Origin of the sequence: Blautia acetigignens (assembly GCF_025566865.1) — a bacterium.
Classification (GTDB): Bacteria; Bacillota; Clostridia; order Lachnospirales; family Lachnospiraceae; genus Blautia_A; species Blautia_A acetigignens.
On sequence record NZ_JAOQJM010000003.1, the window covers coordinates 113,666 to 140,278 of the forward strand.

Sequence of the window (26,613 nt, forward strand, 5' to 3'; positions counted from 1 at the left end):
CAAAAGAGTTTGGAACGTTTCCGCAAAAAATAAATCGGGCAGGAATTTCCTGCTCGATTGTTGTCTGAAAAAAGCATTATCTGAAACAGCTGCCGCCGATTGTTTTTGAGGGTTTGGCTTTGGCAGCATAATATGAGCGAATCGTAAGGAGGTCAGCTTTGTTAGTACATTTACACGTAAAAAACCTTGCACTCATAGATGAAATTGAAGTGGAATTCGGGCCTGGACTTAATATCCTCACTGGTGAGACCGGTGCTGGTAAGTCCATTCTTCTTGGTTCCATGCAGCTGATCCTGGGAGGAAAGACATCCAGAAGCATGATCAGGGAAAATGCTCCCTATGCGCTGGTGGAGCTTTTGTTCCAGGTGGAGAATACGAAAGCAAAGGAGGCGCTTGCCGCACTGGATATTTACCCGGAGGACGGACAGGTATTGATGTCCCGGAAGATCATGGACGGCAGGAGCATCAATAAGATAAATGGGGAGACAAGTACGGTAAGCCAGATGAAGGCTGCAGCGGCATGTCTTCTTGACATTCACGGACAGCATGAGCACCAGTCCCTTCTTTACGAGGAGAAGCAGCTGGAGATTCTGGATGCCTACGGCCGTGAGAGGATTTTCCCGGAAAAAGAAAAGGTGAAGGAAGCCTATCAGGAATACCGGAAGTGCCAGGCAGAGTTGAAATCCCTTGATATGGACGAGGAGCAGAAGAACCGGGAGATGGCTTTTCTGGAATTTGAGATTAATGAGATCGAGAAAGCAGCCCTGGTTCCGGGGGAAGATGAGGAACTGGAGAAGCAGTACCGGAAGCTTTCCAATGGACGGAGAATTATCGATTCCCTCCAGAGTGCCCACGCCCTTACCGGGTATGACGGTCAGGGAGCGGGAGAAGCTGTGGGAGAGGCTCTTCGTGAGCTTTCCAGAGTGACGGAGTATGATGATCAGCTGGAATCCCTTTCCCAGACTTTAAGCGAGGTGGACGGGCTTCTCAACGACTTTAACAGGGAACTGTCCTCTTATATGGATGATATGACTTTTGACGAATCTGTTTTTTATGAGACAGAGCGCCGTCTGGATCTGATCAATGGCCTAAAAGCAAAATACGGACAGCGGATCGAGGAAATCCAGGAATACCAGAAAAAGCAGCAGGAGAAGCTGACGAAGCTTCAGAAATATGAGGAAATTTTTGAGGCAGCCAAGGCGGAATTAGTTAAGGCCGAGAAGAAGCTGGAAGCAGCCTGCGGCCGTCTTTCTGAAGTGCGAAGGGAATACAGCCATCAGTTGGAGGAAAAGGTGATCCAGGGCCTGAAAGATTTGAATTTCCTGGATGTGCAGTTTGCCATCACCTTTGCCAGAAGAAGCAGCTTCACAGACAACGGTTTCGATGAGATTCAGTATGAGATTTCTACCAACCCAGGGGAGACCTTGAAGCCTCTTGGCAAGATCGTATCCGGCGGTGAGCTTTCCAGAATCATGCTGGCGTTGAAGGCAATCCTTGCCGACCGTGACCAGATTGAGACTCTGATCTTCGATGAGATCGACACCGGAATCAGCGGCCGCACCGCCCAGAAGGTATCCGAGAAAATGGCAGTGATTGGCCACCACCATCAGGTGCTCTGCATCACCCACCTGCCCCAGATCGCAGCCATGGCAGATTCCCATTTCGAAATCGAGAAGCAGGTAGAAGGCACCAAGACCACCACCCAGATACATACCCTGGACCAGGAGTCCTCCATCCGCGAACTGGCCCGCCTGTTAGGCGGCGCCCAGATCACCGACGCCGTCCTCGAGAACGCAAGAGAGATGAAAAAGCTGGCAGGAGAGTGCAAGGCAGGTCTGTAGAAATACAGAACTCTTTTCATATTGGAACAGACAGAGATACTTGCAAAATGCAGGTATCTCTATTTTTTTACTTATTTTTCAGAAGAATTTTTGCAGCGGTCGGTTTCTCTTTTTATGACATAAAAGGTTACATGTGCTTCTTCGTCTGTCAGCGGGATGTTAACCCGGTCTGGGTAGCCATCCTGGACGGCGGCGAGAGCCTGTTCTTCTCCCATTACGATCCGAAGACCGTGGAGTGGTTTATGTCCATTCTGTAAAAAGATAATGGAATAAGGTTCCTATGAAATTAGGCCCGCCAGCCTGGAGTGTGCGAAACAAACTTCGGGCTGGCGGGCTTTTACTGTTTTTTTGAGCATTTATGTGTCCAGCATATTTTCAATAAAAATCCCATATCCGCTTGCCGCATCCTGAACGAAAACGTGTGTGATGGCGCCCACTACCTTGCCGTTTTGCAGCACCGGGCTGCCGGACATTCCCTGGACGATGCCGCCGGTGGTGTCGATAAGCTCAGGGTCTGTTACCTGGATTACGAAGCTTTTGTTGGAGTCCTCGTGGTTCATATCGATTCGGGTGATTTTGGCGTCATATTCCTTCACGCCGTCACCTACGTTGCACAGGATAGAGGCAGGACCGACTTGAAGTTCCTGCTTGTATCCGATTTTCATTTTTCTCAAAGCGATTGACTGCTGGGAATCACTGCCGAAATTCCCCGTAAAATTTCCATAAATTCCATTCTCAATATTAGAGTTAATTGTCCCGATCACATTATCATTCCGATACCGTATCAGCCCAGAAAGCTCTCCGGGCTTTCCCTTGGCACCTTTTTGCACTCCGAGAATCTGCGCGCAGTAAAGCTTTCCGCCCTTAATAGAAAGAAGATTCCCGGTATCCACATCACTGATCCCATGTCCCAGTGCACCGAATTTTCCATTCTCTGTAACAAAAGTCAAAGTTCCGATTCCCTGGGTATCATCCCGTACCCAGATGCCGAGCTTGTATTTGCCCGAAGAATCCTGCACAGGCGTGAGAGACACCGGAACCAGGCTGTTTTCCCTTCGGATACTCACCGTAACCGCGCTGCCGTCCAGATCCTTCAGATCGTCGATCAGGTCCTGCTTGCAGGATATTTTCTGCTGGTTCAGGGCAACAATATAGTCACCAGGCTTCAGAAGATTTTTCGCAGGATCCTGAATCTGTCCGTCGCTGGAAAGAATTTCCCCGGTGTCGATCACCAGCACGCCCGAGGTTTCCATGTAAATTCCCACGCTGCTCCCGCTGACCAGAATGCTGTCCGCCTCCGTGGGTGTCACTTTGATATCCTTAAAATGTATTTTCCCCAAAAGCGTGCAGGGCAGCTGATAGCTTCCTTCTCCCGACACCGTAATGGTATCCCCGAAAGAAACAAAAGGGATCCCGGAAAGACTGGAAAAATCCAGTCCCGAATTTCTGTCAATGTGGATTTCATCCGGAATTTTCCGGTCCAGATAACGATAGCCGAGAAATACCACTGCAAGAAGATCCAGGACCAGACAAAACAGGATAAAATGTCTGTATTTTCGTTTCTGGTTCATGTCTGTCACATCCTTTTCTTTTGTTTGTCAGATCAAATGAAGTTAGGGTCAAAAGGTCTTTTGTCCTTAACTTGATATCTGCTTCTTCGATTCTTTTTTAGTATGTGGGAAAATCATAATTTCAGTCTTGTATTTTTATGAACGGATTCCATTTCTTTCAATCATAAAATGCGAAAAATGACAAACAAAGGTTAAAATGAGACACTGTGGGGAATGCTGTCACATTATAAAATTTAATTGGGAAAATGCCTTTTTTCTGTCTGGAAAATGAGCAAAAAACCTCGAAACAAATCGAACGAAAATCCAGTAAAATCGGCAGTTTCGGCTTGATTTCCCCATGGCTGTTCCACTATAATAGACGTTGTTACAGCAAAGGAAAATTTTTCTGAAAAATGTGCAAGAGCAAACAGGGCCCAGATGTTTTGTACAAGCAATCATAGGATGCCGGACTGGTAGAAAGTGACTTTTTACCCCGGCATCAATATATCTCCGACAGAAGCCTGTTGGAGGATTTTCGAAATAGGAGGAGAATAGCCTCATGGAAAAATTGAATGTGGCAATCGCAGACGACAATGAGAAAATGGTGGAAGTACTAAGCAGGATCATTGATCAGGACGAGGATCTGAAGCTGGTTGGAAAAGCACATAACGGAGAAGAAATCTGTAATATTATAAAAGAAAAGCAGCCGGACGTGGTTGTTCTGGATATTATCATGCCCAAGCTGGACGGGCTTTCTGTAATGGAACGGTTAAGTCATGACGACAATCTGAAAAAGGTTCCCTCTTTTATCGTAGTTTCTGCTGTGGGACAGGAACGGATCACAGAGGATGCTTTTGATCTTGGGGCGGACTATTTTATGCTGAAGCCCTTTGACAACAAAATGCTTCTGAACCGGATCAAGCACATCCGCCGGGCTGGAGAACGCCGGATGAAGGAAGTGAACCGCCCCAGAAAAAGAGAAGAGGAAGGTACATACAATCCCGGAAATCTGGAAACGGACGTGACGGACATTATACATGAGATCGGAGTTCCCGCCCATATCAAAGGCTATCAGTATCTGCGGGATGCCATTATTTTATCCGTAAATGATATGGAAATGCTGAACTCCATTACCAAAATTCTCTATCCCACCATAGCCAAGCGTCACCAGACCACCCCAAGCCGTGTGGAGCGTGCCATCCGCCACGCCATCGAGGTAGCCTGGAGCCGGGGAAAAATGGACACCATTGACCAGTTATTTGGCTACACAGTAAGTAATGGGAAGGGAAAACCTACTAATTCTGAATTTATTGCCCTGATTGCGGATAAAATCCGGCTGGAATATAAAAATCGTTCTTTCCAATAGGAGGAAAATAGGGTATAATGTAATCTATAAGAAGCTATTTGCTATTACTAAGGAGGGTTTTTTGAATGAAAAGAATTCTTTTTGCAACATCAGAAGCAGTGCCTTTTATTAAAACCGGGGGATTAGCTGACGTTGCTGGCTCACTTCCGAAATGCTTTGATAAACGCTATTTTGACATTCGCGTAATTTTACCGAAATATGCCTGCATGAAACAGGAGTGGAAGGACAAAATGGAATATGTCACACACTTCTACATGGATCTGGGCTACAAGAACTGCTATGTAGGTGTTCTACAGATGGAATATGACGGTATCCAGTTCTACTTTATAGATAATGAATATTATTTCAGCGGCCCGAAGCCGTATGACAGCGCTCCGTGGGATCTGGAGAAATTCGCATTCTTCTCCAAGGCAGTGCTCTCCGTACTTCCGGTGATCGGCTTCCGTCCTGATATTATCCACTGCCATGACTGGCAGACAGGCCTTGTTCCTGTTTACCTCCATGACAGCTTCCAGCAGAATCAGTTCTTCTGGGGAATCAAGACCATTATGACCATCCACAATCTGAAATTCCAGGGCGTGTATGATGTGAAGACCATCAAGGAGATTACCGGACTTTCCGATTATTACTTTACACCGGATAAGCTTGAGGCATACAAGGACGGCAATTTCCTCAAAGGCGGTATCGTATTTGCGGATGCGGTTACCACTGTAAGCAATACCTACGCAGATGAGATCAAGACACCGTTCTACGGCGAGGGACTGGACGGACTGCTCCGCGCACGTTCCAACAGCCTTAGAGGTATTGTAAACGGTATTGACTACACAGATTTTAACCCGGAGACAGACCGCAATCTGACTGCATGCTACAATGCAGCTACCTTCCGCAAGGAGAAAGTGAAGAACAAGATCCAGCTTCAGAGGGATTTAGGCCTTGAGGAAGATCCGAAGGCCATGATGATCGGTATCGTTTCCCGTCTGACAGACCAGAAGGGATTTGACCTGATCGCCTATATTATGGATGAGCTTTGCCAGGATTCCGTACAGATCGTGGCACTTGGTACAGGTGATGAGCGTTATGAGAATATGTTCCGTCACTTTGACTGGAAGTATCATGGCAAGGTATCTGCACAGATTTATTATGATGAGAGCATGTCCCACAGAATCTATGCAGCTTCCGATGCGTTCCTGATGCCGTCTCTGTTTGAGCCATGCGGCTTAAGCCAGCTGATGAGCCTTCGTTACGGAACACTTCCAATCGTCAGAGAGACAGGCGGTCTGAAGGATACTGTAGAGCCGTATAATGAGTTTGAGGGAACCGGAACCGGCTTTTCCTTCAGCAATTATAATGCACATGAGATGCTTACTACAATCCGCTATGCAGAGCGTATTTTCTATGATAAGAAGCGCGAATGGAATAAGATGGTGGATCGTGCAATGGCAAAAGACTTCTCATGGGGTAATTCCGCACGTCAGTACGAAGAGATGTACAACTGGCTCATCGGAGAATAAAATCTGTACCAATGAAATTTCTGGAAGCAGATCCGGTACATAATAAGATGAAAAATCGGACATATTACCTTTTGTAAGGTGTCCGGCTCAGGATACAGGAGAATGGATTTTCTCCTGTATTTTGTTTATAAGGGTTTGGGAAAAGGTCATGAAGGAACTGTACTTACATGGGCAATTTATGGCTTTGGTTTTACCTTGCCTGCCGGGCATTGAGAAAATCATGAACAGGAGGCGGAGTATATGAACGAGATTTCAGAACTGGATCTGCAGAATTTAAGACACCTGATCGGTGGCTTTGACACCACCCACTGTAAAATGGATGAGTATGCCAGACAGGCGACAGACGCTCAGGTAAAGCAGTTTTTCCAGAAGTCTGCCCAGTCCGCGGCAGACTACAAAAACCAGCTGATGCAGTATTTACAGTAGGAGGTGGCACACATGAATGAGAAAGTAATGGTAGCAGATACCCTTGCGGGAATCAACGGCGAGCTGACCCGCTACGGGGAAATGATCCCGCAGACCGAGAATCCCCAGCTGAAACAGACTCTGAAGCAGATGAGAAACCAGTGTGAGATGTCCCAGGAGGAGATTTACCAGATCGCTCGCGCAAGAGGCTATTACGTGCCGGCGGCGCAGGCTGCAAGGGAAGAAGTAGATCATGTGAGAAGTGTTCTGGAGCGTGGTTGAAAAAGGGAACTGTTGTGATGTGAATCACAGATGACGCATCCGTTTATGAGGAAAGCTCACCAAACGGTTATGTATCCGGGATTACGGAGGAAAAAACTCTTGTAATTCCGGATACTTTGCTATATAGTAGAGTTACTGACAGGCAAGGCGGCAATCAGGCCGCGCAGAATCATTTCAGAAATACAGGAAGTCTGGTACATGATTTGGGAAAATGTGTACAGATTCCGGCATACATAAGAAGTTCACACCCGAATTCCGGGAAGATTCCAACAGGGGAAGAGATTGATAATTGAATTACGTAAGTGTTTGGCAGGCGGTAAGGTCCGTATTTTAGCAGTGCATGATTTAGGCACATGGCGAAGTGGGGTCAAGTGCCTGAAGCTGGCAGGCGAAAGGGGGGCTACTGTTCATAGGTAATATTCCGCGAGGTGTTTTTTGTGAACAAAGTTCACAGAAAACCCGAGGATTGCGGCGCGAAGCGTGTTACTGGGCACGGAGTGAACAGTAACCAAGGGGGAAAATAACGGACAGAAATTTACGGAAACGCTTGACAAGAGAATGGATTTAAGATACTATGTACTACAGAAAGAAACGAACATAGGTTCGTATTTTTGAAAAAGAGATATTTATACAGTCCGTTTAATGGTTACAGCATCTGGGACTGTACTGATTATTAAGAACAGGAGAATTGAGATCATGATAAATGAAGAGAAGAGAAAAGCCCTGGAAGCAGCGCTGGGACAGATTGAGAAGCAGTATGGCAAGGGCTCTGTCATGAAGCTGGGAGAATCCAGTGCCAACATGCAGGTAGAGACCGTTCCCACAGGTTCCTTAAGCCTTGACATTGCTCTTGGCGTAGGCGGTGTGCCCAAGGGACGTATTGTAGAGATTTATGGACCAGAGTCCAGCGGTAAGACCACAGTTGCCCTTCACATGGTAGCTGAGGTGCAGAAGCGCGGCGGAATCGCAGGCTTCATTGATGCGGAGCATGCCCTGGATCCTGTATATGCCAAGAATATCGGCGTAGACATTGACAACCTTTATATTTCCCAGCCGGATAATGGCGAGCAGGCACTTGAGATCGCAGAGACCATGGTGCGTTCCGGTGCTGTTGACATTATCATCGTGGACTCTGTTGCAGCCCTGGTTCCAAAGGCTGAGATCGACGGAGACATGGGAGACAGCCACGTAGGCCTGCAGGCACGTCTGATGTCCCAGGCACTTCGTAAGCTGACTGCCATCATCAGCAAGTCCAACTGCGTTGTGATCTTTATCAACCAGCTTCGTGAGAAGGTGGGCGTTATGTTCGGTAACCCGGAGACCACCACCGGCGGACGTGCCCTGAAGTTCTACTCCTCCGTGCGTCTTGATGTGCGCCGGGTAGAGACCCTGAAGCAGGGCGGTGAGATGGTTGGTAACCACACCAGAATCAAGGTAGTGAAGAATAAAGTAGCTCCGCCATTTAAGCAGGCAGAATTTGACATTATGTTCGGTACTGGAATCTCTAAGGAAGGCGATATCCTTGACCTTGCCGCTGAGAATTCCATTGTGAACAAGAGCGGTGCATGGTACGCTTACGAGGGCAATAAGATCGGCCAGGGCCGTGAGAATGCCAAGCTGTTCCTGAAGGAGCACCCGGAGATCTGCGATGAGATTGAGCGCAAGGTGCGCATTCATTATAACCTGCTTCCAGGTGAGGAAGAGGAACAGCAGGAGACGAAGACTGCTGAAGCAGCATTGACAGCTGATGCTCCTGAGGAAGAAGAGGAATAAATGATGGCGTCTGTATCTGAAGAGCAGAAGAATGCCAGAAGGAAGGCAATGCTTCTCTTAGAACATATGGACCGCACAGAGAAAGGCCTGTCTGACCGGCTGCGTCAGGCAGGCTTTTCAGCAGAAGCTACAGAGGATGCCATGGAATATGTGCGCTCCTACGGCTATCTCAATGACCTGCGGTATGCCGAGAACTACATTTCCTTTCGGATGGGCACCAAGAGCCGCCAGAAGATCCTCCAGGAGCTCTCTGGTAAAGGAGTTGACCGTGCCACAGCCCTTGCAGCCTGGGAGGCAGCTGCCGAAGTGGAACAGCCCGACGAGCTGGCCGTCCTTCGCGCCACTGTCCAGAAGAAATGCCAGCCAGACTCCGCATTGGATGAGAAAGCCATGCGAAGGCTTCAAGGCTTTTTGCTCCGCAGAGGCTTTTCCTACGGAGACATCTCCCACGTACTGGATGAGATGCACATTACTTGTGAGAGAAATTCCTTTTTGTCAGAATGAGAGTTTTAAATCTTTTATTTTTATGGGCTCTTGGGAATGTGATGAAACTTGACGAAATTTAAATTCTCTTTTTCTGTAGAAAAGTGTTATATTTCTATGGAAAGGACTGGAAAGCCTTGATTTTACAGCGTTTCCAGACATGAAAGAAACCAAATAAATATAGTTTTATGACATTTTTATGACAAACAGCGGAAATTTTCTTGGATTTCAAGCAAGTTGGTATATTGATTTCAAGATTTGCATATGCTATAATGCCATTAGGCAAAAGAAATGATGAGTCCATGTGGACAAAAAGAGTGAAGCCCTCAGTACCGCGAATACTGGGGGCTTCTTCTTGTTTATTTATAGTAGACAAGAAAAGAAATGATGATTTCCATATGGACTACACCTCCTCCCGTTGTCGGGTATCGGGTGGACAACATAGTTAGTATAGCATGGGTTAGAACAAAATGAAATAAAAAGATAAAAATAATATAATTGATATTTAAATAATTAATTTTTAGTATTTAGCCATTTTACAAAACATTTCATGAAATTATAAGATAGTGAGTAATTATATTTTTCTGCAATTTTAGGAATCTGTAAAATCATATCATCTGGCGTTCCCCATCCCAATATATATTCATTTCTTGAAAAATGTTTTATTTCGTCTAGTTTGTATTGCACAATCTTTATTAATCTTTGATATTATCCTGTCATTGTATTTGCACTATCCACAGGACTGCGTATTGGAGAAATTTGTGGGCTGCGTTGGGAAGATGTTGACTTAAAGGGGAGTGTGATACATGTAAGGCAGCAGTTAATATATAAGAATCTGGGCGAAGGTCAAAAGTATTATATCCATCCACTGAAAACAGAGACAAGCAAACGTGATATTCCACTGACAGAAACGGCGCGAAAAAGCCTGATAAAGCAAAGGGAGCTTGATTTTATTCTTGGCAGACGTTCAAAGGAAAAGTCCCTGGAGGGGAAAAGAAATTTTGTTTTTATTAATTCTGTGGGAAAGCAGTTTACGCCGCAGAGTTTGGATCATCCACTTATCAATATAGTGAATACCTATAATAAACGAGAGTGTGTGATAGCAGAAGGAGAATGTAGGGAGCCTATTTTATTGCCGCACATAACAGCTCATATATTGAGACACACAGCCTGTACACGTCTTGCCGAAGCTGGGATTGATCCAAAAGCGTTACAGGTTATTATGGGACATTCTGACATTGCAACGACAATGGATATTTACAATCATGCGGACTATGAGCGTATTCAGAATGAAATGAAAAAAGCAGAAAATATTATCTGAAAATCAAGGCCACTTTCCTTTTATTGGGCGGTGGCTTTTTTATGACAAAAATTATGACAAATTTTATGACATTTGAAAGAAAAAAGACGAAAATAGACGACAGATTAATTTTTATCCAAACCGCGAAAACCCTTGATTTATAGGCTTTTTGAGCTGTGATGAAACTTGACGAAATATAAATTTCATTTTTCTGTAGAAAAACTTGACATAATTCTAAAAAAAAGATAAACTTGTATTGTTGTGATTGCACAATGAAAACTAAATATTGAGGAGGTGCTCCTGTGACAACAATTATTGTTGCAGTTGTCGCTGTAGTAGCCACTCTACTGATTGCGGTTCCTATTACTAGTAAAGTTTCTGTGGATAATAAGGTTAAGAAAGACGCAGAAACGATTGGGTCAGCTGAAGAAAAGGCCAGAGGCATCATTGATGAAGCTTTAAAGGCGGCCGAAACAAAGAAACGTGAAACTTTATTGGAAGTAAAGGAAGAATCTCTCCGCACTAAAAATGAACTGGAGAAGGAAACCAAGGAACGTAGAAACGAACTGCAGAAATATGAGAAGCGTGTCTTAGCGAAGGAAGAAACCGTCGATAAGAAGGCTGAGGCAGTTGAGAAGCGCGAAGCAGAGTGTACAGCGAGATTTGCTGAATTGCAAAAGAAAGAAAGAAGAGTAGACGAGCTTGAGCTGAAAGGAGTACAGGAACTGGAACGTGTTTCCGGTTTAACCTCCGAACAGGCAAAAGAAGAATTGCTCAGATCTGTAGAAGACGATGTAAAGGTTGATGTTGCCAAGCTTTACAAAGAACTTGAGAATCAGGCGAAGGAAGAAGCAGGAAAAAAAGCCAAAGAGTATGTGGTAAATGCCATTCAGAAATGTGCGGTAGACCACGTTGCCGAAACTACTATTTCCGTAGTACAGCTTCCAAGCGATGAGATGAAGGGACGTATTATCGGCCGTGAGGGACGTAATATTCGTACCATGGAGACTTTGACAGGTGTAGATCTTATTATTGACGATACTCCTGAAGCAGTTGTCCTCTCATCCTTTGATCCTATCAGACGTGAGGTGGCACGAGTAGCTCTTGAGAAGCTGATCGTAGATGGACGTATCCATCCTGCCAGAATCGAAGAAATGGTTGAGAAAGCGCAGAAGGAAGTTGAAAACCAGATCCGTGAGGATGGTGAGAATGCAGCTATGGATGTTGGTGTTCACGGTATTCATCCAGAACTTCTGAAACTCCTTGGCCGTATGAAATTCCGTTCAAGCTATGGACAGAATGCATTGAAGCACTCCATCGAGGTTGCGCAGCTTTCCGGCTTGCTTGCAGGAGAGATTGGCGTAGACGTACGTATGGCGAAACGTGCAGGCTTGCTTCATGATATTGGTAAGTCTATTGATCATGAGGTTGAAGGATCTCACATTGAAATTGGTGTAAACCTTTGCAAGAAGTATAAGGAAACCCCGCTTGTTATTAATGCAGTAGCAGCACATCATGGTGATGTGGAGCCGGAGAGCCTTATCGCCTGCATCGTACAGGCTGCAGATGCGATTTCCGCAGCGCGTCCAGGTGCCAGAAGAGAGACACTGGAGACTTATACCAACAGACTGAAACAGCTTGAGGACATTACAAACCAGTTCAAGGGTGTAGAGAAATCCTTTGCGATCCAGGCTGGTAGAGAAATCCGTGTGATGGTAGTTCCTGAGCATGTGAACGATTCTGAGATGGTACTTCTCGCAAGAGACATAGCGAAGCAGATTGAGGCTGAGCTTGAGTATCCGGGCCAGATCAAGGTCAATGTGATCCGCGAGAGCAGAGCCGTTGATTATGCCAAATAATCGGAGTTAATTTACATTAAAAAGCAAAGAGACCGCTTCCGCATTTTTCATGAAATATGAGAAATGCGGAGGCGGTTTTTTATTATGAAAATTCTGTACGGCAGCTGTGGAAACAGCATAGGCGTGGAACAGCTGACTTTTTTCATAATTAAAACAAAGTCGGCGTAGAATGGTACAGGGTGAAGCTATGGAAAAATTACTTTGCATCAAAACGAAAACCACTTTTCCGGGAATGGCCCTGCTGCTCTTTGGATTTCTGGCAGGAATGATAATTCCCAATCTTGTTTATCGGTTTACCTGGAAGCAGCAGGCTTTTTCCGCGGTTTATCTGCTTGGCACCTATGGACGGACTGCCGCATATGGAAAAGAATATCTGTACCAGATCATTGGGATGCGGGGCGGGATGTTTCTCCTTACACTGCTGTGCGGATTTACAGTGTTTGGGGTGCCCCTTGCAGTGCTGTCCATGATTTTTACGGGGCTTGGCCTTGGAATGGTATTTGTCATGTCTATCCTGCAGTTTGGATTGGCAGGTGGAGCCGTGGCAGCGGGGCTTTTGCTTCCCCAGTATCTCATCTATATTCCCGTGTGGATGAAAGTCTACGGGATGGTTTACAAAGAATCCAGGGCAATCTGGCGCAATCATGGGATTTTTCCGGGAAAAGTAAGCAGCTATTTTTTGAATTCCCTTCTGTGGACAGCCATATTCGGGCTTGGAATCCTTCTGGAATGGTACATAAATCCCTGGATTTTGCGGCAAATCCTTGGATTTATAAATTTTTTTTAGACAAAATTCGAGAAAAAACAACAAGATATAGTGCTGGTTACCATAAGATTAACATTATTTTGTAAAATAACTGAAAAAAGCCCAATTTTAAGCGGTTTCGGCGCGAAAAAAAGGTTTGATTTTATGTCAATTACAAAGTATAATACAGGTACATTTTAAATTATTGTGGGTGACTAGCCCATATCTTAGAGCGTGAAAAAAGAATACGCATAAAATGCGATGAATAATGATGGAGCGGGCAGTCGGAGAACTGAGGCTGTATCTATCATTTATTTGGATTTATGAAGCGAAATTCAGAACAGAAGAGACAGGAAGTAAACAGTATGGAACAGGAAATACGCGAATTTATTGATTATTTACATAATACGAAGAAGACATCCCAGAATACGGAGGTTTCCTATCAGCGTGACCTGACTAAGATGGCAGCGTACCTGCAGAAGAAGGGCATTGCTGCTGTGGAAGAGGTGCGGGAATTTGACCTTATGGGATATATGGATTATATGGAGAAAGAAAATTTCGCGTCCTCCACTATTTCCAGAAGCGTTGCTTCCATGCGTGCGTTTTTCCAGCATATGTTCGCCCTGCGAAGAATCGATGAGAACCCTGCAGACAATCTGAAATCTCCCAAGGTGGAGAAGAAGCTTCCTGAGATTCTCAGCATCCAGGAGGTAGACAATCTCCTGAAGCAGCCAGACCTGACTACGCCAAAAGGCATTCGTGACAAGGCAATGCTGGAGCTTCTTTATGCCACAGGCATGCGCGTCAGCGAACTGATCCATCTGGAAGTGAGCGATGTGAATCTTCAGATGGGCTATGTAGTATGTCAGGAGAATAAAGAGCGCATTATCCCCGTCGGCAATGTGAGCAAGGAAGCCCTTGATCTGTACCTGGACAAGGGACGGGATGTATTTGTGAAGGATGACAACGAGAATGCTTTATTTACCAACTGCTCCGGCAAGGCCATGAGCCGCCAGGGTTTCTGGAAAATGCTTAAGGGCTATGCAGAAGAAGCTGGAATCCACAGAGACATTACACCCCACACCCTGCGGCATTCCTTCGCCGTACATATGCTCCAGAACGGTGCGGACATCAGAAGCGTCCAGGAAATGCTTGGCCACTCCGATATTTCCACCACACAGGTTTACCTCAGCATGAACATTAACAGGATGAGAGATGTGTACATGAAAGCACATCCGAGACACTAGAGCATGTTTGAAAAAGGCTTTCTGCAAGATGTACGCCCCACTTTGCGGGAATGATTTTTCAAACACGCTCTAGGATATAGAATAAGAGCGAAAAGACTGTCCGGGAAAGTATTCTGGGCAGTTTTAAGGAAGTCACGCCCAAAAATGAAACCCCATAAAAAAATCTCCTGGATTCCCAAAATCAGAATCCAGGAGATTTTTCTCTAATCAGATAGAACAAACAGAAATCACTCTGCCAGATACACCTTTATCAGCACATCTCAGCAATAGTATACAGCAGCTTCTCAGACTCATCCCATCCAAGGCATGCATCTGTAATAGATTTGCCATATACATGGTTCGGGCCGATCTTCTGGTTGCCTGGCTCGATGTAGCTCTCGATCATAAGCCCCTTAACCAGACCATGTACATCAGAATCAACCTGACGGCTGTGAAGCACTTCCTTGGCAATACGGATCTGCTGCTCATACTGCTTGTTGGAGTTGGAGTGGTTGGTATCTACGATAGTAGCCATGTTCTTGAGATTCTTAGCAGAATATTTCTCAAAAAGAAGGCGAAGGTCTTCGTAATGATAGTTCGGAATGGCCTCTCCGTGCTTATTTACCGCACCGCGAAGAATGGTATGTGTAAGCTCATTACCTGTAGTTTCAACTTCCCATCCTCTGTAGATGAAAGTATGGCTTCCCTGAGCTGCCACAACAGAGTTCAGCATAACGCTGTAATCTCCACTGGTAGGGTTCTTCATTCCTGCCGGAACGTCCATACCGCTGACAGTCAGACGGTGCTGCTGGTCCTCAACAGAACGTGCACCAACTGCTACGTAGGAAAGAAGGTCGGAAAGGTAGCGCCAGTTCTCCGGATAAAGCATCTCATCTGCGCAGGTAAACTCGCTCTCCTCAATAGCGCGGATGTGCATCTTACGGATGGCAACAAGTCCGGCAAGCATATTCGGCTTTTTCTCCGGGTCTGGCTGATGAACCATACCCTTATAGCCCTCTCCGGTAGTACGCGGTTTATTCGTATAAACTCGTGGAATGATTAAAACTTTATCCGCGATCTTGTCCTGAACTTTGCGAAGTCTCAGCAGATAATCGCATACAGCATCTTCATTATCTGCAGAGCAGGGACCGATGATTGCAAGAAATTTATCGGATTTTCCAGTGAATACGTCACGAATCTCCTGATCACGTTTCTCTTTCAGTGCCTTGATCTTTGCATCAATGGGATATTGGTTGCGGATCTCGTCGGGTGTCGGAAGCTTTTTGATGAATTCAAATCCCATGGTATTTTCTCCTTTTATCGGCAAAATTTGCTTTCGTTTCAATATTATAGACTATGAACCGAAAAATGTCGATAGGCAAATTTCGTGAAAATCAGTCCGATAACTTCATTCTGTTTAGATAAATAAAATGAAGCAGGGTAAGAATTAGCTGGGAAATCAGCATTCCATAAAAATATCCACGGATTCCCATGCTGGGAACGGAAAGGATCACAAAGCCAATGCGGATGCACACTCCCGCAACATTGTGGAAAAGACAGGCATCTGGTCTGCCAAGCCCGTTCATAATGCTTTCCAGGGTGGTGTTGGTATAAAGAAACGGGCAGATAAACGCCAGCGTTTTTATGTACACTCCCGCAGTCTCACTGTGAAACAGAAAAATTCCAAGCGGCTTTCCAAAAAGAAAGAAAAACAAAGTGCAGAAAGCCCCGAAGAAAAAACAGGTTCCAAGTGTGCGCCAGATCACATAGCGAATCCTTTTTTCATAGCCAAGTGCCTGAAGTCCTGCCACAGAGGGCATCAGCATTACAGAAGCGGAATTGGTGATAGTAGCGGGAAACAGAATCAAAGGCAGAGCCATTCCCGTGAAAATCCCGTACACAGCCAGCGCATCTGTCTGCGTCATTCCCGCCAGAAGCAGCTGTTGGGGAATGAGAACCATTTCAATGCCGGAAAGCACCGTAAGCAGCAGCCTGTTTGCAGAATGAGGCACCGCAATCTCTCCAATTTCCTTTAAAGAAGAAAGAACAGAGCCAGGATTTCTGGGCTGCCTCCATAATCCCGAAAGAGGATGATAATTTTCCCGGGAAAAATCCACGCCCAGTGCTAAAAAGCAGGCAGCAGTTGCCGCAATCTCGCTAAAAAGCGCACCGCCAGCTGCAATCATGGGAGTGATTTCTTTTCCACCAGATAGAAGTACCAGGTAGATCATATAGGTGCTGCCAATCCGGGAAGTCTGCTCCAAAAGCTGGATAAAGGCTGGAAGTCCGGTTTTTTTTCTGGCATAATAAAAGCTGTTGACGCATGAATGCAGGGCACTCAGGGGAAAACTAAAAGAGAGAATGCGAAGCAAAGAAGCAGTTCTTGCTTCCTTCAAAAGCTCCCCCGCAATAAAATCCGCATTCAGGTACACCCCTGCCGACAAAAGAAGGGAAACAGCCCCGGAAAGAAACATTCCAAGAAGCAGTGTATTTCGCGATTCTTTTTCTTTTTCAAGGGCAGTAAAGGAGGCGCACAGCCTGGAAATGGCAGCCTGGATTCCCATTCCCGCTGCAGCCAGGATGATCCCGTGAACGGGAAGGGTAAGCTGGTAAATTCCAACTCCCTGTGCACCAATAGTATGAGAAAGGAATATTCTATAGAAGAAACCCATGATCCGGCTGGCAAGGCCAGTAAAGGTAAGGATCAGGGTTCCCCTGAAAAAAAGCTTATCAGACATGATGATCAGACCACTATCTTTTTAGATAATCTATGCCCAAATGTGCCTTGACAGAACTGTTATTATCTGGTAAAGTGGACTAGAAATCCAAGCGAATTACTAGGAAATAAAAAAGTACCTAAGGAGATAGATGAAAAAAGCCTTTTTCCGGGGTTCTTTCATATCGAATTGATACCAATAAACCAGGAGGAAGAAAAATGGGAAAAATGATTTATCTGGATAATGCGGCTACCACCAAGACCGCTCCGGAAGTTGTAGAAGCAATGCTTCCTTATTTTACTGAAATGTATGGAAATCCATCCAGCATTTATGATTTCGCATCCAAGAGCAAGGAAGGCGTTACCAAGGCAAGAGGCCAGATCGCAGACGCACTTGGAGCTAAGAGAGAAGAAATTTATTTCACAGCTGGCGGTTCAGAGGCTGACAACTGGGCACTGAAAGCCACTTTTGAAGCATATAAATCCAAAGGAAATCACATCATCACCACCAAGATCGAGCATCATGCAATCCTTCATACCTGCGAGTATCTGGAGAAAGAGCGCGGAGCCAAGATCACATACGTGGATGTAGATGAGAACGGTATTGTGAAGCTGGATGAGCTTGAGAAAGCCATCACACCTGAGACCATCCTGATCTCCGTTATGTTTGCAAACAACGAGATCGGTTCCATCCAGCCGATCAAGGAAATCGGAGCCATCGCCAAAGAGCACGGAATCCTTTTCCACACAGATGCCGTGCAGGCTTTTGGACAGGTGCCGATCAATGTAGATGAGTTAGGCATCGACATGCTCAGCTCCAGCGGACATAAGCTGAACGGACCGAAAGGAATCGGCTTCCTTTACATTCGCAAGGGCGTTAAGATCCGTTCCTTCGTACACGGCGGAGCACAGGAGAGAAAGCGCCGCGCAGGTACAGAGAACGTTCCGGGAATCGTAGGCTACGGTGCAGCTGCAGAGCGTGCCATCCGCACTATGGAAGAGCGTACCGCTAAAGAGATCCAGGTAAGAGATCATTTCATCGACAGAATCATGAAAGAGATTCCATATGTGAAATTAAACGGTCATCCTACCAAACGTCTTCCAAACAACGTAAACGTAAGCTTCCAGTTCATCGAAGGAGAGTCCATGCTGCTTATGCTTGACAACTATGGCGTCTGTGCATCCAGCGGTTCCGCCTGTACATCAGGTTCCCTGGATCCGTCCCATGTACTTCTGGCAATCGGACTGCCTCACGAGATCGCACATGGTTCCCTGCGTATGACATTAAGCGAAGAGACCACCATGGAAGACGCTGATTTCGTAGTAGATAAGCTGAAAGAAATCGTAAGCGGCTTAAGAGCAATGTCTCCATTATATGAAGATTTTATTAAAAAACAGAAAAATTGATTAAAACACTTGCCAGGAGGAAAAAAAGATGTATAGTGAGAAAGTAATGGATCATTTCCAGCATCCACGTAATGTTGGAGAAATAGAGAATGCAAGCGGTGTCGGTACAGTAGGAAATGCCAAATGCGGCGATATTATGAGAATTTTCCTTGATATCGATGATGAGACACATATTATCAGAGACTGCAAATTCAAAACCTTCGGCTGCGGTGCTGCAGTAGCAACCAGCAGCATGGCTACTGAGATGGTCAAAGGCAAAACCATCGAGGAAGCTATGAAGCTTACCAACAAGGCAGTTATGGAAGCTCTTGACGGACTTCCGCCAGTAAAGGTACACTGCTCCCTTCTTGCAGAAGAGGCTGTACATGCTGCACTGTGGGACTATGCACAGAAGCACCACATTGAGATCGAGGGTCTGAAGAAACCGAAGTCTGACATTCACGAAGGTGAAGAGGACGAGGCAGAAGAGTATTAATTGCGGTTGGAAACAGCGCGAATAGCAGCTGTTGCTTGTCGTCATCGATAAAAAGAATATTTTTACAGGAAACCGAATCCATAAGCAGATTTATTTCGTTACAGATAAATGAGTGGTAAAGATGAGGCAGACCCGTAAAGAGAATTCATCAGGGCGGATGTTATCATCTGCCCTGATTTTGTATACCGGGAAGGCATCCGGCATACAGGAAATTCCATATGGAATTTCCTGGAAATCCTTGAAGAAAATACAAGAATGAAGGAAGTAACGATGACAGGACTTACAAACGAACAGGTACAACAAAGAATCGAAGAAGGAAAAGTCAATGCCAACGAGAATCCCAATACCAGAAGCTACAAGCAGATCGTAAGGGAGAATGTACTTACATTTTTCAACTTTCTGAATCTTGCACTTATGGTAATGGTTCTGCTGGTAGGATCCTATAAGAATTCCATGTTCATGGGCATTATTGTGATCAATACCGTGATCGGAATCATCCAGGAGGTCCGTGCCAAGAAGACCCTGGACAAGCTTGCGATTCTCACAGAGAGCAAGGCTGTGGTACTGCGTGAAGGGAAGAAGTGGACCATCTCCACAGAAAAGCTGGTATTGGATGACATCCTGTTTCTGAAGACAGGTGACCAGGTGCCGGCGGATGCCAAGGTGCTGGAAGGAAGCATTGAGGTCAACGAATCCCTTCTGACAGGAGAATCCGACAATCTTCAGAAGATTGAAGGAGACGAGCTTTTTTCCGGAAGCTTTGTCACATCCGGAGAGGCATGCTGCCAGGTAATCCATGTTGGCAAGGACAATTACGCCTCCCAGATCACCAGCGAAGCCAAGGAATTCAAGCGTCACAATTCGGAACTGCGTAATTCCTTGAATGCTATTCTGAAGACCATCAGTGTGATCATTGTTCCTATGGGACTTCTGCTGTTTTACAAGCAGTATTATGTTGCCGGGAATGGAATTCGGGACGCTGTTGTAAATATGGTGGCAGCGGTTTTGGGAATGATCCCGGAGGGACTGGTGCTGCTTACCAGTGTGGCTTTGACCCTGGGAGCTCTTGCCCTGACCCGGAAGAACACCCTGGTGCAGGAATTATATTGTATTGAAACTCTGGCAAGAGTGGATACCCTTTGCCTGGATAAGACGGGTACGATCACCGCAGGAACCATGTGTGTGGAGCAAGTGCAGCCTTATGTGGAAGGGATGGAGAGGAAAGCTGCGGCACAGAGAAATGCGGATGCAGCCGGGGCGTTTAATGAGGCAAATATATCGGATGCAGAGGGGAAGCCTGATGCTGGATGTCAGCCAGAACTGGCAGCTGCGGAAGCAGGAATTACATCGGAAGAGGCTCCTCAGTCTGGAACCGCTTTGCAGGCAGTGGAGACTCCCCAGCCAGAGATGACCATGAACGAGATCGAGCGCGTCATGGCGAACATGATGTCTGTGCTGAAGGACAAGAATGCCACCGCAGATGCCCTCCACAAGCGTTTCTCCAGAAGAACGGACATGACCGTAGACCACTGCATCCCGTTCTCATCTGACCGTAAATACAGCGGTGTAGCTTTCAAAGAAAAGGGAACTTACCTGATGGGCGCTGCCCAGTTCCTTTTCCCGGAAGGAAACGAAGACCTGATCCGCCAGTGCGCTGCATATGGAAAAGAAGGCCTGCGTGTTCTGGTACTGGCCCACAGCCCGAACCTGAATCAGGAGAATGAGCTGCCTGCTGGCCTGAAGCCGGTAGCGCTGTTTATGATCACCGATATTATCCGAGACAATGCTCCTGAGACGCTTGCATTTTTCAAAGACCAGGGCGTGGACTTGAAAGTAATTTCCGGTGATGATCCTGTGACCGTTTCCGCCATTGCGAAAAAAGCCGGTCTGGAAAATGCAGACCGCTATATTGATGCCACAACCATTACCACACCGGAGGATATGGAGCGTGCCGTTGCAGAGTGTTCTGTATTCGGTCGTGTGACTCCGCAGCAGAAGAAGGAAATGGTGCTCGCCCTTCAGAAACAGAAGCATACCGTTGCCATGACAGGCGATGGCGTCAACGATGTTCTGGCACTGAAAGAAGCGGACTGTAGTGTGGTTATGGCAGAGGGAAGCGACGCTGCCAAGAACATTGCCAACGTGGTGCTGATGGATTCCAACTTTGCGGCTATGCCGGAGATCGTGAACCAGGGCCGCCGCGTTGTCAACAACATCCGTACTGCGGCATCCATGTTCCTGATCAAGACTATTTTTTCCGCACTGCTTTGCCTGATCACTATTTTCTGGGGCGAGAGCTATCCCTTCGAGCCTATCCAGATGTCCCTGATCAGTGCCTGTGCAGTGGGAATTCCCACCTTCCTTCTGGCTCAGGAAAACAACTTCAACAAGATTGAAAGCGGCTTCCTGCGCTACGTATTTATGAATGCATTCCCTGCAGCAGTGACCATCACAGGCTGTGTATTCACCATCATGCTGGTCTGCCAGAATGTGTACCACAGCAACGTCATGCTTAGCACCGCATGTTTCCTGGTAACCGGCTGGAACTACATGGCAGCCCTTAAGACCGTGTATGCGCCCCTTAGCCGATACCGCAAGATTATTATCTACGGCATGCAGTTTATTTTCTTCTTTGCAGCCGTATGCGTGCAGAACCTGCTGGCACTTGGCTCCCTGGAATTCGGAATGATCATCCTGGTATTCATACTGATGACTTTCTCCCCGGTCGTGATCGAAGTTATCACCGAATGGTGCCGCTCTCTGTATGACAAGGCACATGAGCGGGAAAAGAAAGGGTTTATTGCACTGTTTCTGGAAAAAGTGCAGAAATAATTACTGTAAAAGTCCCGGATGACAGCTAAGAATAAGTTCTGGGCAATAGCCTGGATTACGAATATGTAAAAAAAGAAGTCGCGGGGTGCGGCTTCTTTTTTCATACGCATTCTGTGGCAAACATCAAACATTTTGCAGAAAGCATTCACAGCCTGATAAATTCCGGTTTCCTCTCTTTAAAAACCGTATAATATTCAAACCCGCATTCTTTCAGCACCTGCGCAGCCCTGTCAAAGTCATACCCAATTTTCTCCGGTGCATGGGCGTCAGCACCGATGGTGATGATTTCACCACCCAGCTCTTTATATCGGCGGATAATGGCAGTGCAGGGATTCGGTTCTCCAAGGCCATAGTGGTAGCCTCCGGTATTCACCTCAAGTCCCACATTTTTCTCAATCAGCTTTTTCAGGATCGCTTCCAAAATATCCTGGTATTTCTCATAAGAATAGAAACGGTTCTGGTTCGGACCGTAACGGACAATGTAATCCAGATGCCCGTAAGTATCCACCTCATCAAAAGCAGAAAGATTTTCCAGAATGGATTCGAAATATTCCCTGTAAGCCTGTTCTTCCTCCCTGCCCTGGAAAAATTCCGGGTAATAGGGATCTGCGCCGTGAACCAGATGGGAGGAACCGATCACGAAATCAAAAGGATATTTCCTCAAAAGATTGTGAAAATATTCGCCAAGATGAAGCTGCAGGCCGATCTCAATTCCAAAACGGATGCTGATCTGATCCTTATAAGCTTCCTTTAGCTCCATAAGCCGCTTATAGTAAGCCGGAAGATCAAGGGAGAATTCCAGGTCATCGGGAGTGGGGGGATAGTCCGGGTCCAGATGCTCGGTGAAACAGATCCCTTCAAGACCAAGTGCGATGGATCTGCGTATCATATCCTCAGTGGGAGTGTCAGAATCAGCGGAAAATGATGAGTGCATGTGGCAGTCCCACAAAATCGACGGAGATTTTTGCTGTATGTTCATGATGTCCTCCTTGAATTTGTAAAAAATAGGCTCCCTTTCTGTATGAAAAAAGGAAAAAAAGTGCGGATAAAAGCGGCCCCAGTGTCATAAAAGGGACACTGCCGGACCATTTAAAAGGAGTATACCATATTAGGGGATATTTGTGGCAATTTGCCTGTTATTTTTTTGAAAATGGACTTGAATTTTTGTTCAGAATTAGGTACAATACGCTATAGGTTGATGTTTCTTTCACAAAGATTGAAGCATTCACATAATTTTTACCATTTAATTCATAGGAGGAATTTATCATGGCAGTAAAAGTTGCAATTAATGGTTTTGGACGTATTGGACGTCTTGCATTCCGTCAGATGTTTGGTGCAGAAGGATTTGAGATCGTTGCTATCAACGACTTAACATCTCCTAAAATGCTCGCTCACTTATTAAAATATGACTCAACTCAGGGAAGATACGCTCTTGCAGATACAGTTGTAGCTGGCGAGGATTCCATCACAGTTGACGGAAAAGAAATCAAAATTTATGCAAAAGCTAACGCTGCTGAGCTTCCATGGGGAGAGATCGGTGTAGACGTAGTTCTTGAGTGTACTGGATTCTATACATCCAAAGACAAAGCTCAGGCTCATATCGATGCAGGTGCTAAACACGTTATCATTTCCGCTCCGGCTGGAAACGACCTTAAGACAATCGTTTACAATGTAAACCATGAGACTCTTACAAAAGAGGATCACATCATTTCCGCAGCTTCCTGTACAACAAACTGCTTAGCTCCAATGGCTAAAGCTCTTAATGACCTTGCTGCAATCAAATCCGGTATCATGTGCACAATCCACGCTTACACAGGCGATCAGATGACACTTGACGGACCGCAGAGAAAAGGCGATCTGAGAAGATCCCGTGCAGCTGCAGTTAACATCGTTCCGAACAGCACAGGTGCTGCTAAAGCAATCGGTCTTGTTATCCCAGAACTGAACGGAAAACTTATCGGTTCCGCACAGCGTGTTCCAACCCCAACAGGTTCTACAACAATCCTTACAGCAGTTGTTGAAGGAAATGTTACAAAAGAGCAGATCAACGCAGCTATGAAAGCAGCTTCCAACGAGTCCTTCGGATACAACGAGGACGAGATCGTTTCCAGCGATATCGTTGGTATGAGATTTGGTTCCCTGTTCGATGCTACTCAGACAATGGTTCTTCCACTTGAGAATGGCACAACAGAGGTTCAGGTTGTTTCCTGGTATGACAATGAGAACTCCTACACAAGCCAGATGGTTCGTACAATCAAACACTTTGGCAAACTTCTGAACGCTTAATCAGAAGACGAGTAGGGTTCGGATGCTGACAGGCTGCCTACGCGGTTCTGCAGTATATGAATAAGACTCAGAGAAGGGTCCGGTCTGAATAGGACCGGACCCTTTTGTCTGTATAAAGTTAATTTATAATAAGGAGGCATAACAAGATGCTGAATAAAAAATCTGTTGATGACATCAACGTAAAAGGCAAAAAAGTCCTCGTAAGATGCGACTTTAATGTACCTCTGCAGGACGGCAAAATTACAGATGAGAACCGTCTGGTAGCAGCTCTTCCTACAATCAAGAAGCTGATCGCAGATGGTGGAAAGATTATACTTTGCTCCCACCTTGGAAAACCGAAGGGAGAGCCGAAGCCTGAGTTATCTCTTGCACCTGTTGCAAAACGTCTCACAGAGCTTCTCGGACAGGAAGTTAAATTCGCTGCTGATCCGGAAGTTGTAGGACCAAACGCAAAAGCTGCAGTAGCAGAGATGAAAGACGGAGATGTTATTCTTCTTGAGAATACACGTTACCGTGCAGAAGAGACTAAGAACGGTGATGAGTTCAGCAAGGAACTTGCTTCTCTTTGCGATGTATTTGTAAACGACGCATTCGGTACCGCTCACAGAGCACACTGCTCTAACGTTGGCGTTACCAAATATGTAGATACAGCTGTTGTTGGATATCTGATGCAGAAAGAAATCGATTTCCTCGGAAACGCTGTAAACAACCCGGAGAGACCATTCGTTGCAATCCTTGGCGGAGCTAAGGTTTCCAGCAAGATCTCTGTTATCAACAACCTTCTTGACAAGGTTGATACTCTGATCATCGGCGGCGGAATGTCCTACACATTCTCCAAGGCACTTGGCGGACACATCGGAACCTCTCTTTGCGAGGATGATTATCTTCAGTATGCATTAGACATGATGAAGAAAGCAGAGGATAAGGGCGTTAAGCTTCTTCTTCCTGTAGATAACAGAATCGGTGACAACTTCTCCAACGACTGCAATATCCAGGTTGTAAAACGTGGTGAGATTCCGGACGGATGGGAAGGAATGGATATCGGACCAGAGACAGAGAAGATTTTCGCTGACGCTGTGAAAGATGCTAAGACTGTTGTTTGGAACGGACCGATGGGCTGCTTCGAGATGCCGAACTTTGCTCATGGTACAGAAGCTGTTGCTAAGGCACTTGCTGATACAGACGCTACAACCATCATCGGCGGCGGTGATTCTGCAGCAGCAGTTAATATCCTTGGCTATGGCGACAAGATGACCCACATCTCCACAGGTGGCGGTGCATCCCTTGAGTTCCTGGAAGGAAAAGAGCTTCCGGGTGTAGCAGCAGCTAATGATAAATAGGCACCCCATACTTAATGAGGGCAAGCCACAGGCGCAGACCGAATTTAGTATGAAAGCCCACCTGACCACTTAATGAAAGCGAACCGAAGGTGAAGCTTGAATTTAGTGCACATGGTGATTCCGAAAAATAAAGGAGATTATATAATAATGTCTAGAAAGAAAATTATTGCCGGAAACTGGAAAATGAACATGACTCCAAGTGAGGCAGTTAAATTAGTAGAAACCTTAAAACCATTAGTAGCAAACGAAGACGTTGACGTAGTATTCTGCGTACCGGCTATCGATATCCTTCCAGTTGTTGAGGCTGCAAAAGGATCCAACATCCAGGTTGGTGCTGAGAACATGTACTTCGAGGAGAAAGGTGCTTTCACAGGCGAGATTTCCCCGAACATGCTCACAGATGCTGGTGTTAAATATGTAGTTCTCGGACATTCCGAGAGAAGAGAGTACTTCGCTGAGACAAGTGAGACCGTAAACAAGAAAATGCTTAAAGCATTCGAGCACGGCATCACTCCGATCATGTGCTGTGGTGAGACTCTTGCTCAGAGAGAGCAGGGCGTAACTATGGACTTCATCCGTCAGCAGGTTAAAGTTGGTTTCCAGAATGTTACAGCTGATCAGGCTAAAACAGCCGTTATCGCTTACGAGCCAATCTGGGCTATCGGAACCGGTAAAACAGCTACAACTGAGCAGGCTCAGGAAGTTTGCGCAGGAATCCGTGCTTGCATCGCTGAAATCTACGATGAGGCTACAGCAGCTGCAATCCGCATCCAGTACGGCGGATCTGTAAACGCTAAAACTGCTCCGGAATTATTTGCTCAGGCAGATATCGACGGCGGTCTTGTTGGCGGTGCTTCCCTCAAAGCTGAGTTCGGCGACATCGTAAACTACAACAAATAACCTAGATTCGTATCTCTTTAAATAATAGTAAGATATCTATATCTTACAAGTGTCCAAGCGTTGAAGACGCCATAATTCGCTATTCCGGTTCTGCCGGGAGCGTTTTATGGCGTTTTTGTTTTGATACAGTAAGGAACTTTTAGCTAATTTTACCCAAAATACATTTTTTCCAGGCATAAAAAATTACGCTTTAAGATCAATCCAATATTGTAATCAGCTTATGATTATGGCATAATAGTTAAGGATATGTAAAAATTGAGAAAAATCCACGTTAATAGAAAACAAAATACTTGAGAAGAAAGGTCGCACTCATGCG

At 45.8% G+C, this 26,613-nt stretch carries 22 protein-coding genes; 17 read left to right on the plus strand and 5 right to left on the minus strand.

What is annotated here, in order from left to right; all coding sequences use genetic code 11:
• Positions 1-158: 158 nt before the first annotated feature.
• On the plus strand, positions 159-1,841 hold the full coding sequence (recN, locus tag OCV70_RS05740) for a DNA repair protein RecN (RefSeq protein ID WP_173766445.1): 1,683 nt from the start codon (positions 159-161) through the stop codon (positions 1,839-1,841).
• A 356-nt stretch (positions 1,842-2,197) separates the two neighbouring features.
• Here recN and spoIVB read toward each other — a convergent pair whose 3' ends face one another.
• Entirely contained in the window at positions 2,198-3,412 is a 1,215-nt protein-coding gene (spoIVB, locus tag OCV70_RS05745) for a SpoIVB peptidase (protein WP_173766447.1), read from the minus strand.
• Between the two features lie 538 nt (positions 3,413-3,950).
• Between spoIVB and spo0A the strand changes: the two genes are divergently transcribed.
• The 10 genes from spo0A to xerD all read left to right on the plus strand — a co-directional run bounded on the left by spo0A (position 3,951) and on the right by xerD (position 14,362).
• Entirely contained in the window at positions 3,951-4,757 is an 807-nt protein-coding gene (gene spo0A / locus OCV70_RS05750) for a sporulation transcription factor Spo0A (protein ID WP_021924445.1), read from the plus strand.
• A 65-nt stretch (positions 4,758-4,822) separates the two neighbouring features.
• Complete coding sequence (glgA, locus tag OCV70_RS05755; RefSeq protein WP_021924444.1) at positions 4,823-6,268, plus strand: glycogen synthase GlgA; 1,446 nt, start codon at positions 4,823-4,825, stop codon at positions 6,266-6,268.
• A gap of 240 nt (positions 6,269-6,508) precedes the next feature.
• On the plus strand, positions 6,509-6,694 hold the full coding sequence (locus tag OCV70_RS05760) for a hypothetical protein (RefSeq protein ID WP_195587497.1): 186 nt from the start codon (positions 6,509-6,511) through the stop codon (positions 6,692-6,694).
• Between the two features lie 12 nt (positions 6,695-6,706).
• Positions 6,707-6,955, plus strand: coding sequence for a spore coat protein (locus OCV70_RS05765; protein WP_021924442.1), 249 nt, complete (start codon positions 6,707-6,709; stop codon positions 6,953-6,955).
• Between the two features lie 696 nt (positions 6,956-7,651).
• Entirely contained in the window at positions 7,652-8,728 is a 1,077-nt protein-coding gene (gene recA / locus OCV70_RS05770; protein WP_021924441.1) for a recombinase RecA, read from the plus strand.
• Positions 8,729-9,232, plus strand: a complete 504-nt coding sequence (locus OCV70_RS05775; protein WP_243000206.1) for a regulatory protein RecX — start codon at positions 8,729-8,731, stop codon at positions 9,230-9,232. It begins immediately after the preceding gene.
• A 697-nt stretch (positions 9,233-9,929) separates the two neighbouring features.
• Positions 9,930-10,532, plus strand: a complete 603-nt coding sequence (locus tag OCV70_RS05780; protein WP_117851589.1) for a site-specific integrase — start codon at positions 9,930-9,932, stop codon at positions 10,530-10,532.
• 293 nt (positions 10,533-10,825) lie between these two features.
• Positions 10,826-12,370, plus strand: a complete 1,545-nt coding sequence (rny, locus tag OCV70_RS05785; protein WP_408610292.1) for a ribonuclease Y — start codon at positions 10,826-10,828, stop codon at positions 12,368-12,370.
• Positions 12,371-12,557: 187 nt separating this feature from the next.
• A complete protein-coding gene (locus OCV70_RS05790) occupies positions 12,558-13,157 on the plus strand; it encodes a hypothetical protein (protein WP_173766830.1) in 600 nt (199 codons plus the stop codon).
• A gap of 323 nt (positions 13,158-13,480) precedes the next feature.
• Positions 13,481-14,362, plus strand: a complete 882-nt coding sequence (gene xerD, locus OCV70_RS05795) for a site-specific tyrosine recombinase XerD (RefSeq protein WP_021925503.1) — start codon at positions 13,481-13,483, stop codon at positions 14,360-14,362.
• Here the strand turns inward: xerD and OCV70_RS20115 are convergent.
• From OCV70_RS20115 to OCV70_RS05805, 3 genes are all read right to left on the minus strand, one after another.
• Entirely contained in the window at positions 14,316-14,417 is a 102-nt protein-coding gene (locus OCV70_RS20115) for a DUF6783 domain-containing protein (protein WP_416795304.1), read from the minus strand. The genes xerD and OCV70_RS20115 overlap by 47 nt on opposite strands.
• Before the next feature lie 195 nt (positions 14,418-14,612).
• Positions 14,613-15,644 carry a 3-deoxy-7-phosphoheptulonate synthase gene (locus OCV70_RS05800; protein ID WP_021925504.1) on the minus strand — a complete coding sequence of 344 codons (1,032 nt, stop codon included), beginning with the start codon at positions 15,642-15,644 and terminating at the stop codon, positions 14,613-14,615.
• Positions 15,645-15,735: 91 nt separating this feature from the next.
• On the minus strand, positions 15,736-17,079 hold the full coding sequence (locus tag OCV70_RS05805) for a polysaccharide biosynthesis protein (RefSeq protein ID WP_021925505.1): 1,344 nt from the start codon (positions 17,077-17,079) through the stop codon (positions 15,736-15,738).
• Between the two features lie 197 nt (positions 17,080-17,276).
• Here OCV70_RS05805 and nifS point away from each other — a divergent pair, with 197 nt between their 5' ends.
• From nifS to OCV70_RS05820, 3 genes are all read left to right on the plus strand, one after another.
• Positions 17,277-18,464, plus strand: coding sequence for a cysteine desulfurase NifS (gene nifS / locus OCV70_RS05810; RefSeq protein WP_021925506.1), 1,188 nt, complete (start codon positions 17,277-17,279; stop codon positions 18,462-18,464).
• Positions 18,465-18,492: 28 nt separating this feature from the next.
• A complete protein-coding gene (nifU, locus tag OCV70_RS05815) occupies positions 18,493-18,939 on the plus strand; it encodes a Fe-S cluster assembly scaffold protein NifU (protein WP_117851605.1) in 447 nt (148 codons plus the stop codon).
• Between the two features lie 255 nt (positions 18,940-19,194).
• Complete coding sequence (locus tag OCV70_RS05820; RefSeq protein ID WP_243000207.1) at positions 19,195-21,771, plus strand: cation-translocating P-type ATPase; 2,577 nt, start codon at positions 19,195-19,197, stop codon at positions 21,769-21,771.
• Between the two features lie 145 nt (positions 21,772-21,916).
• Here OCV70_RS05820 and OCV70_RS05825 read toward each other — a convergent pair whose 3' ends face one another.
• Positions 21,917-22,750: a histidinol-phosphatase HisJ family protein gene (locus OCV70_RS05825; RefSeq protein WP_021925495.1), complete on the minus strand. Its 834-nt coding sequence runs from the start codon at positions 22,748-22,750 to the stop codon at positions 21,917-21,919.
• A gap of 287 nt (positions 22,751-23,037) precedes the next feature.
• Here OCV70_RS05825 and gap point away from each other — a divergent pair, with 287 nt between their 5' ends.
• The 3 genes from gap to tpiA all read left to right on the plus strand — a co-directional run bounded on the left by gap (position 23,038) and on the right by tpiA (position 26,297).
• Complete coding sequence (gene gap, locus OCV70_RS05830; RefSeq protein ID WP_117851616.1) at positions 23,038-24,057, plus strand: type I glyceraldehyde-3-phosphate dehydrogenase; 1,020 nt, start codon at positions 23,038-23,040, stop codon at positions 24,055-24,057.
• Between the two features lie 146 nt (positions 24,058-24,203).
• Positions 24,204-25,397, plus strand: a complete 1,194-nt coding sequence (locus OCV70_RS05835) for a phosphoglycerate kinase (RefSeq protein ID WP_195588231.1) — start codon at positions 24,204-24,206, stop codon at positions 25,395-25,397.
• 147 nt (positions 25,398-25,544) lie between these two features.
• Complete coding sequence (tpiA, locus tag OCV70_RS05840) at positions 25,545-26,297, plus strand: triose-phosphate isomerase (protein WP_117851624.1); 753 nt, start codon at positions 25,545-25,547, stop codon at positions 26,295-26,297.
• Positions 26,298-26,613 lie beyond the last annotated feature (316 nt).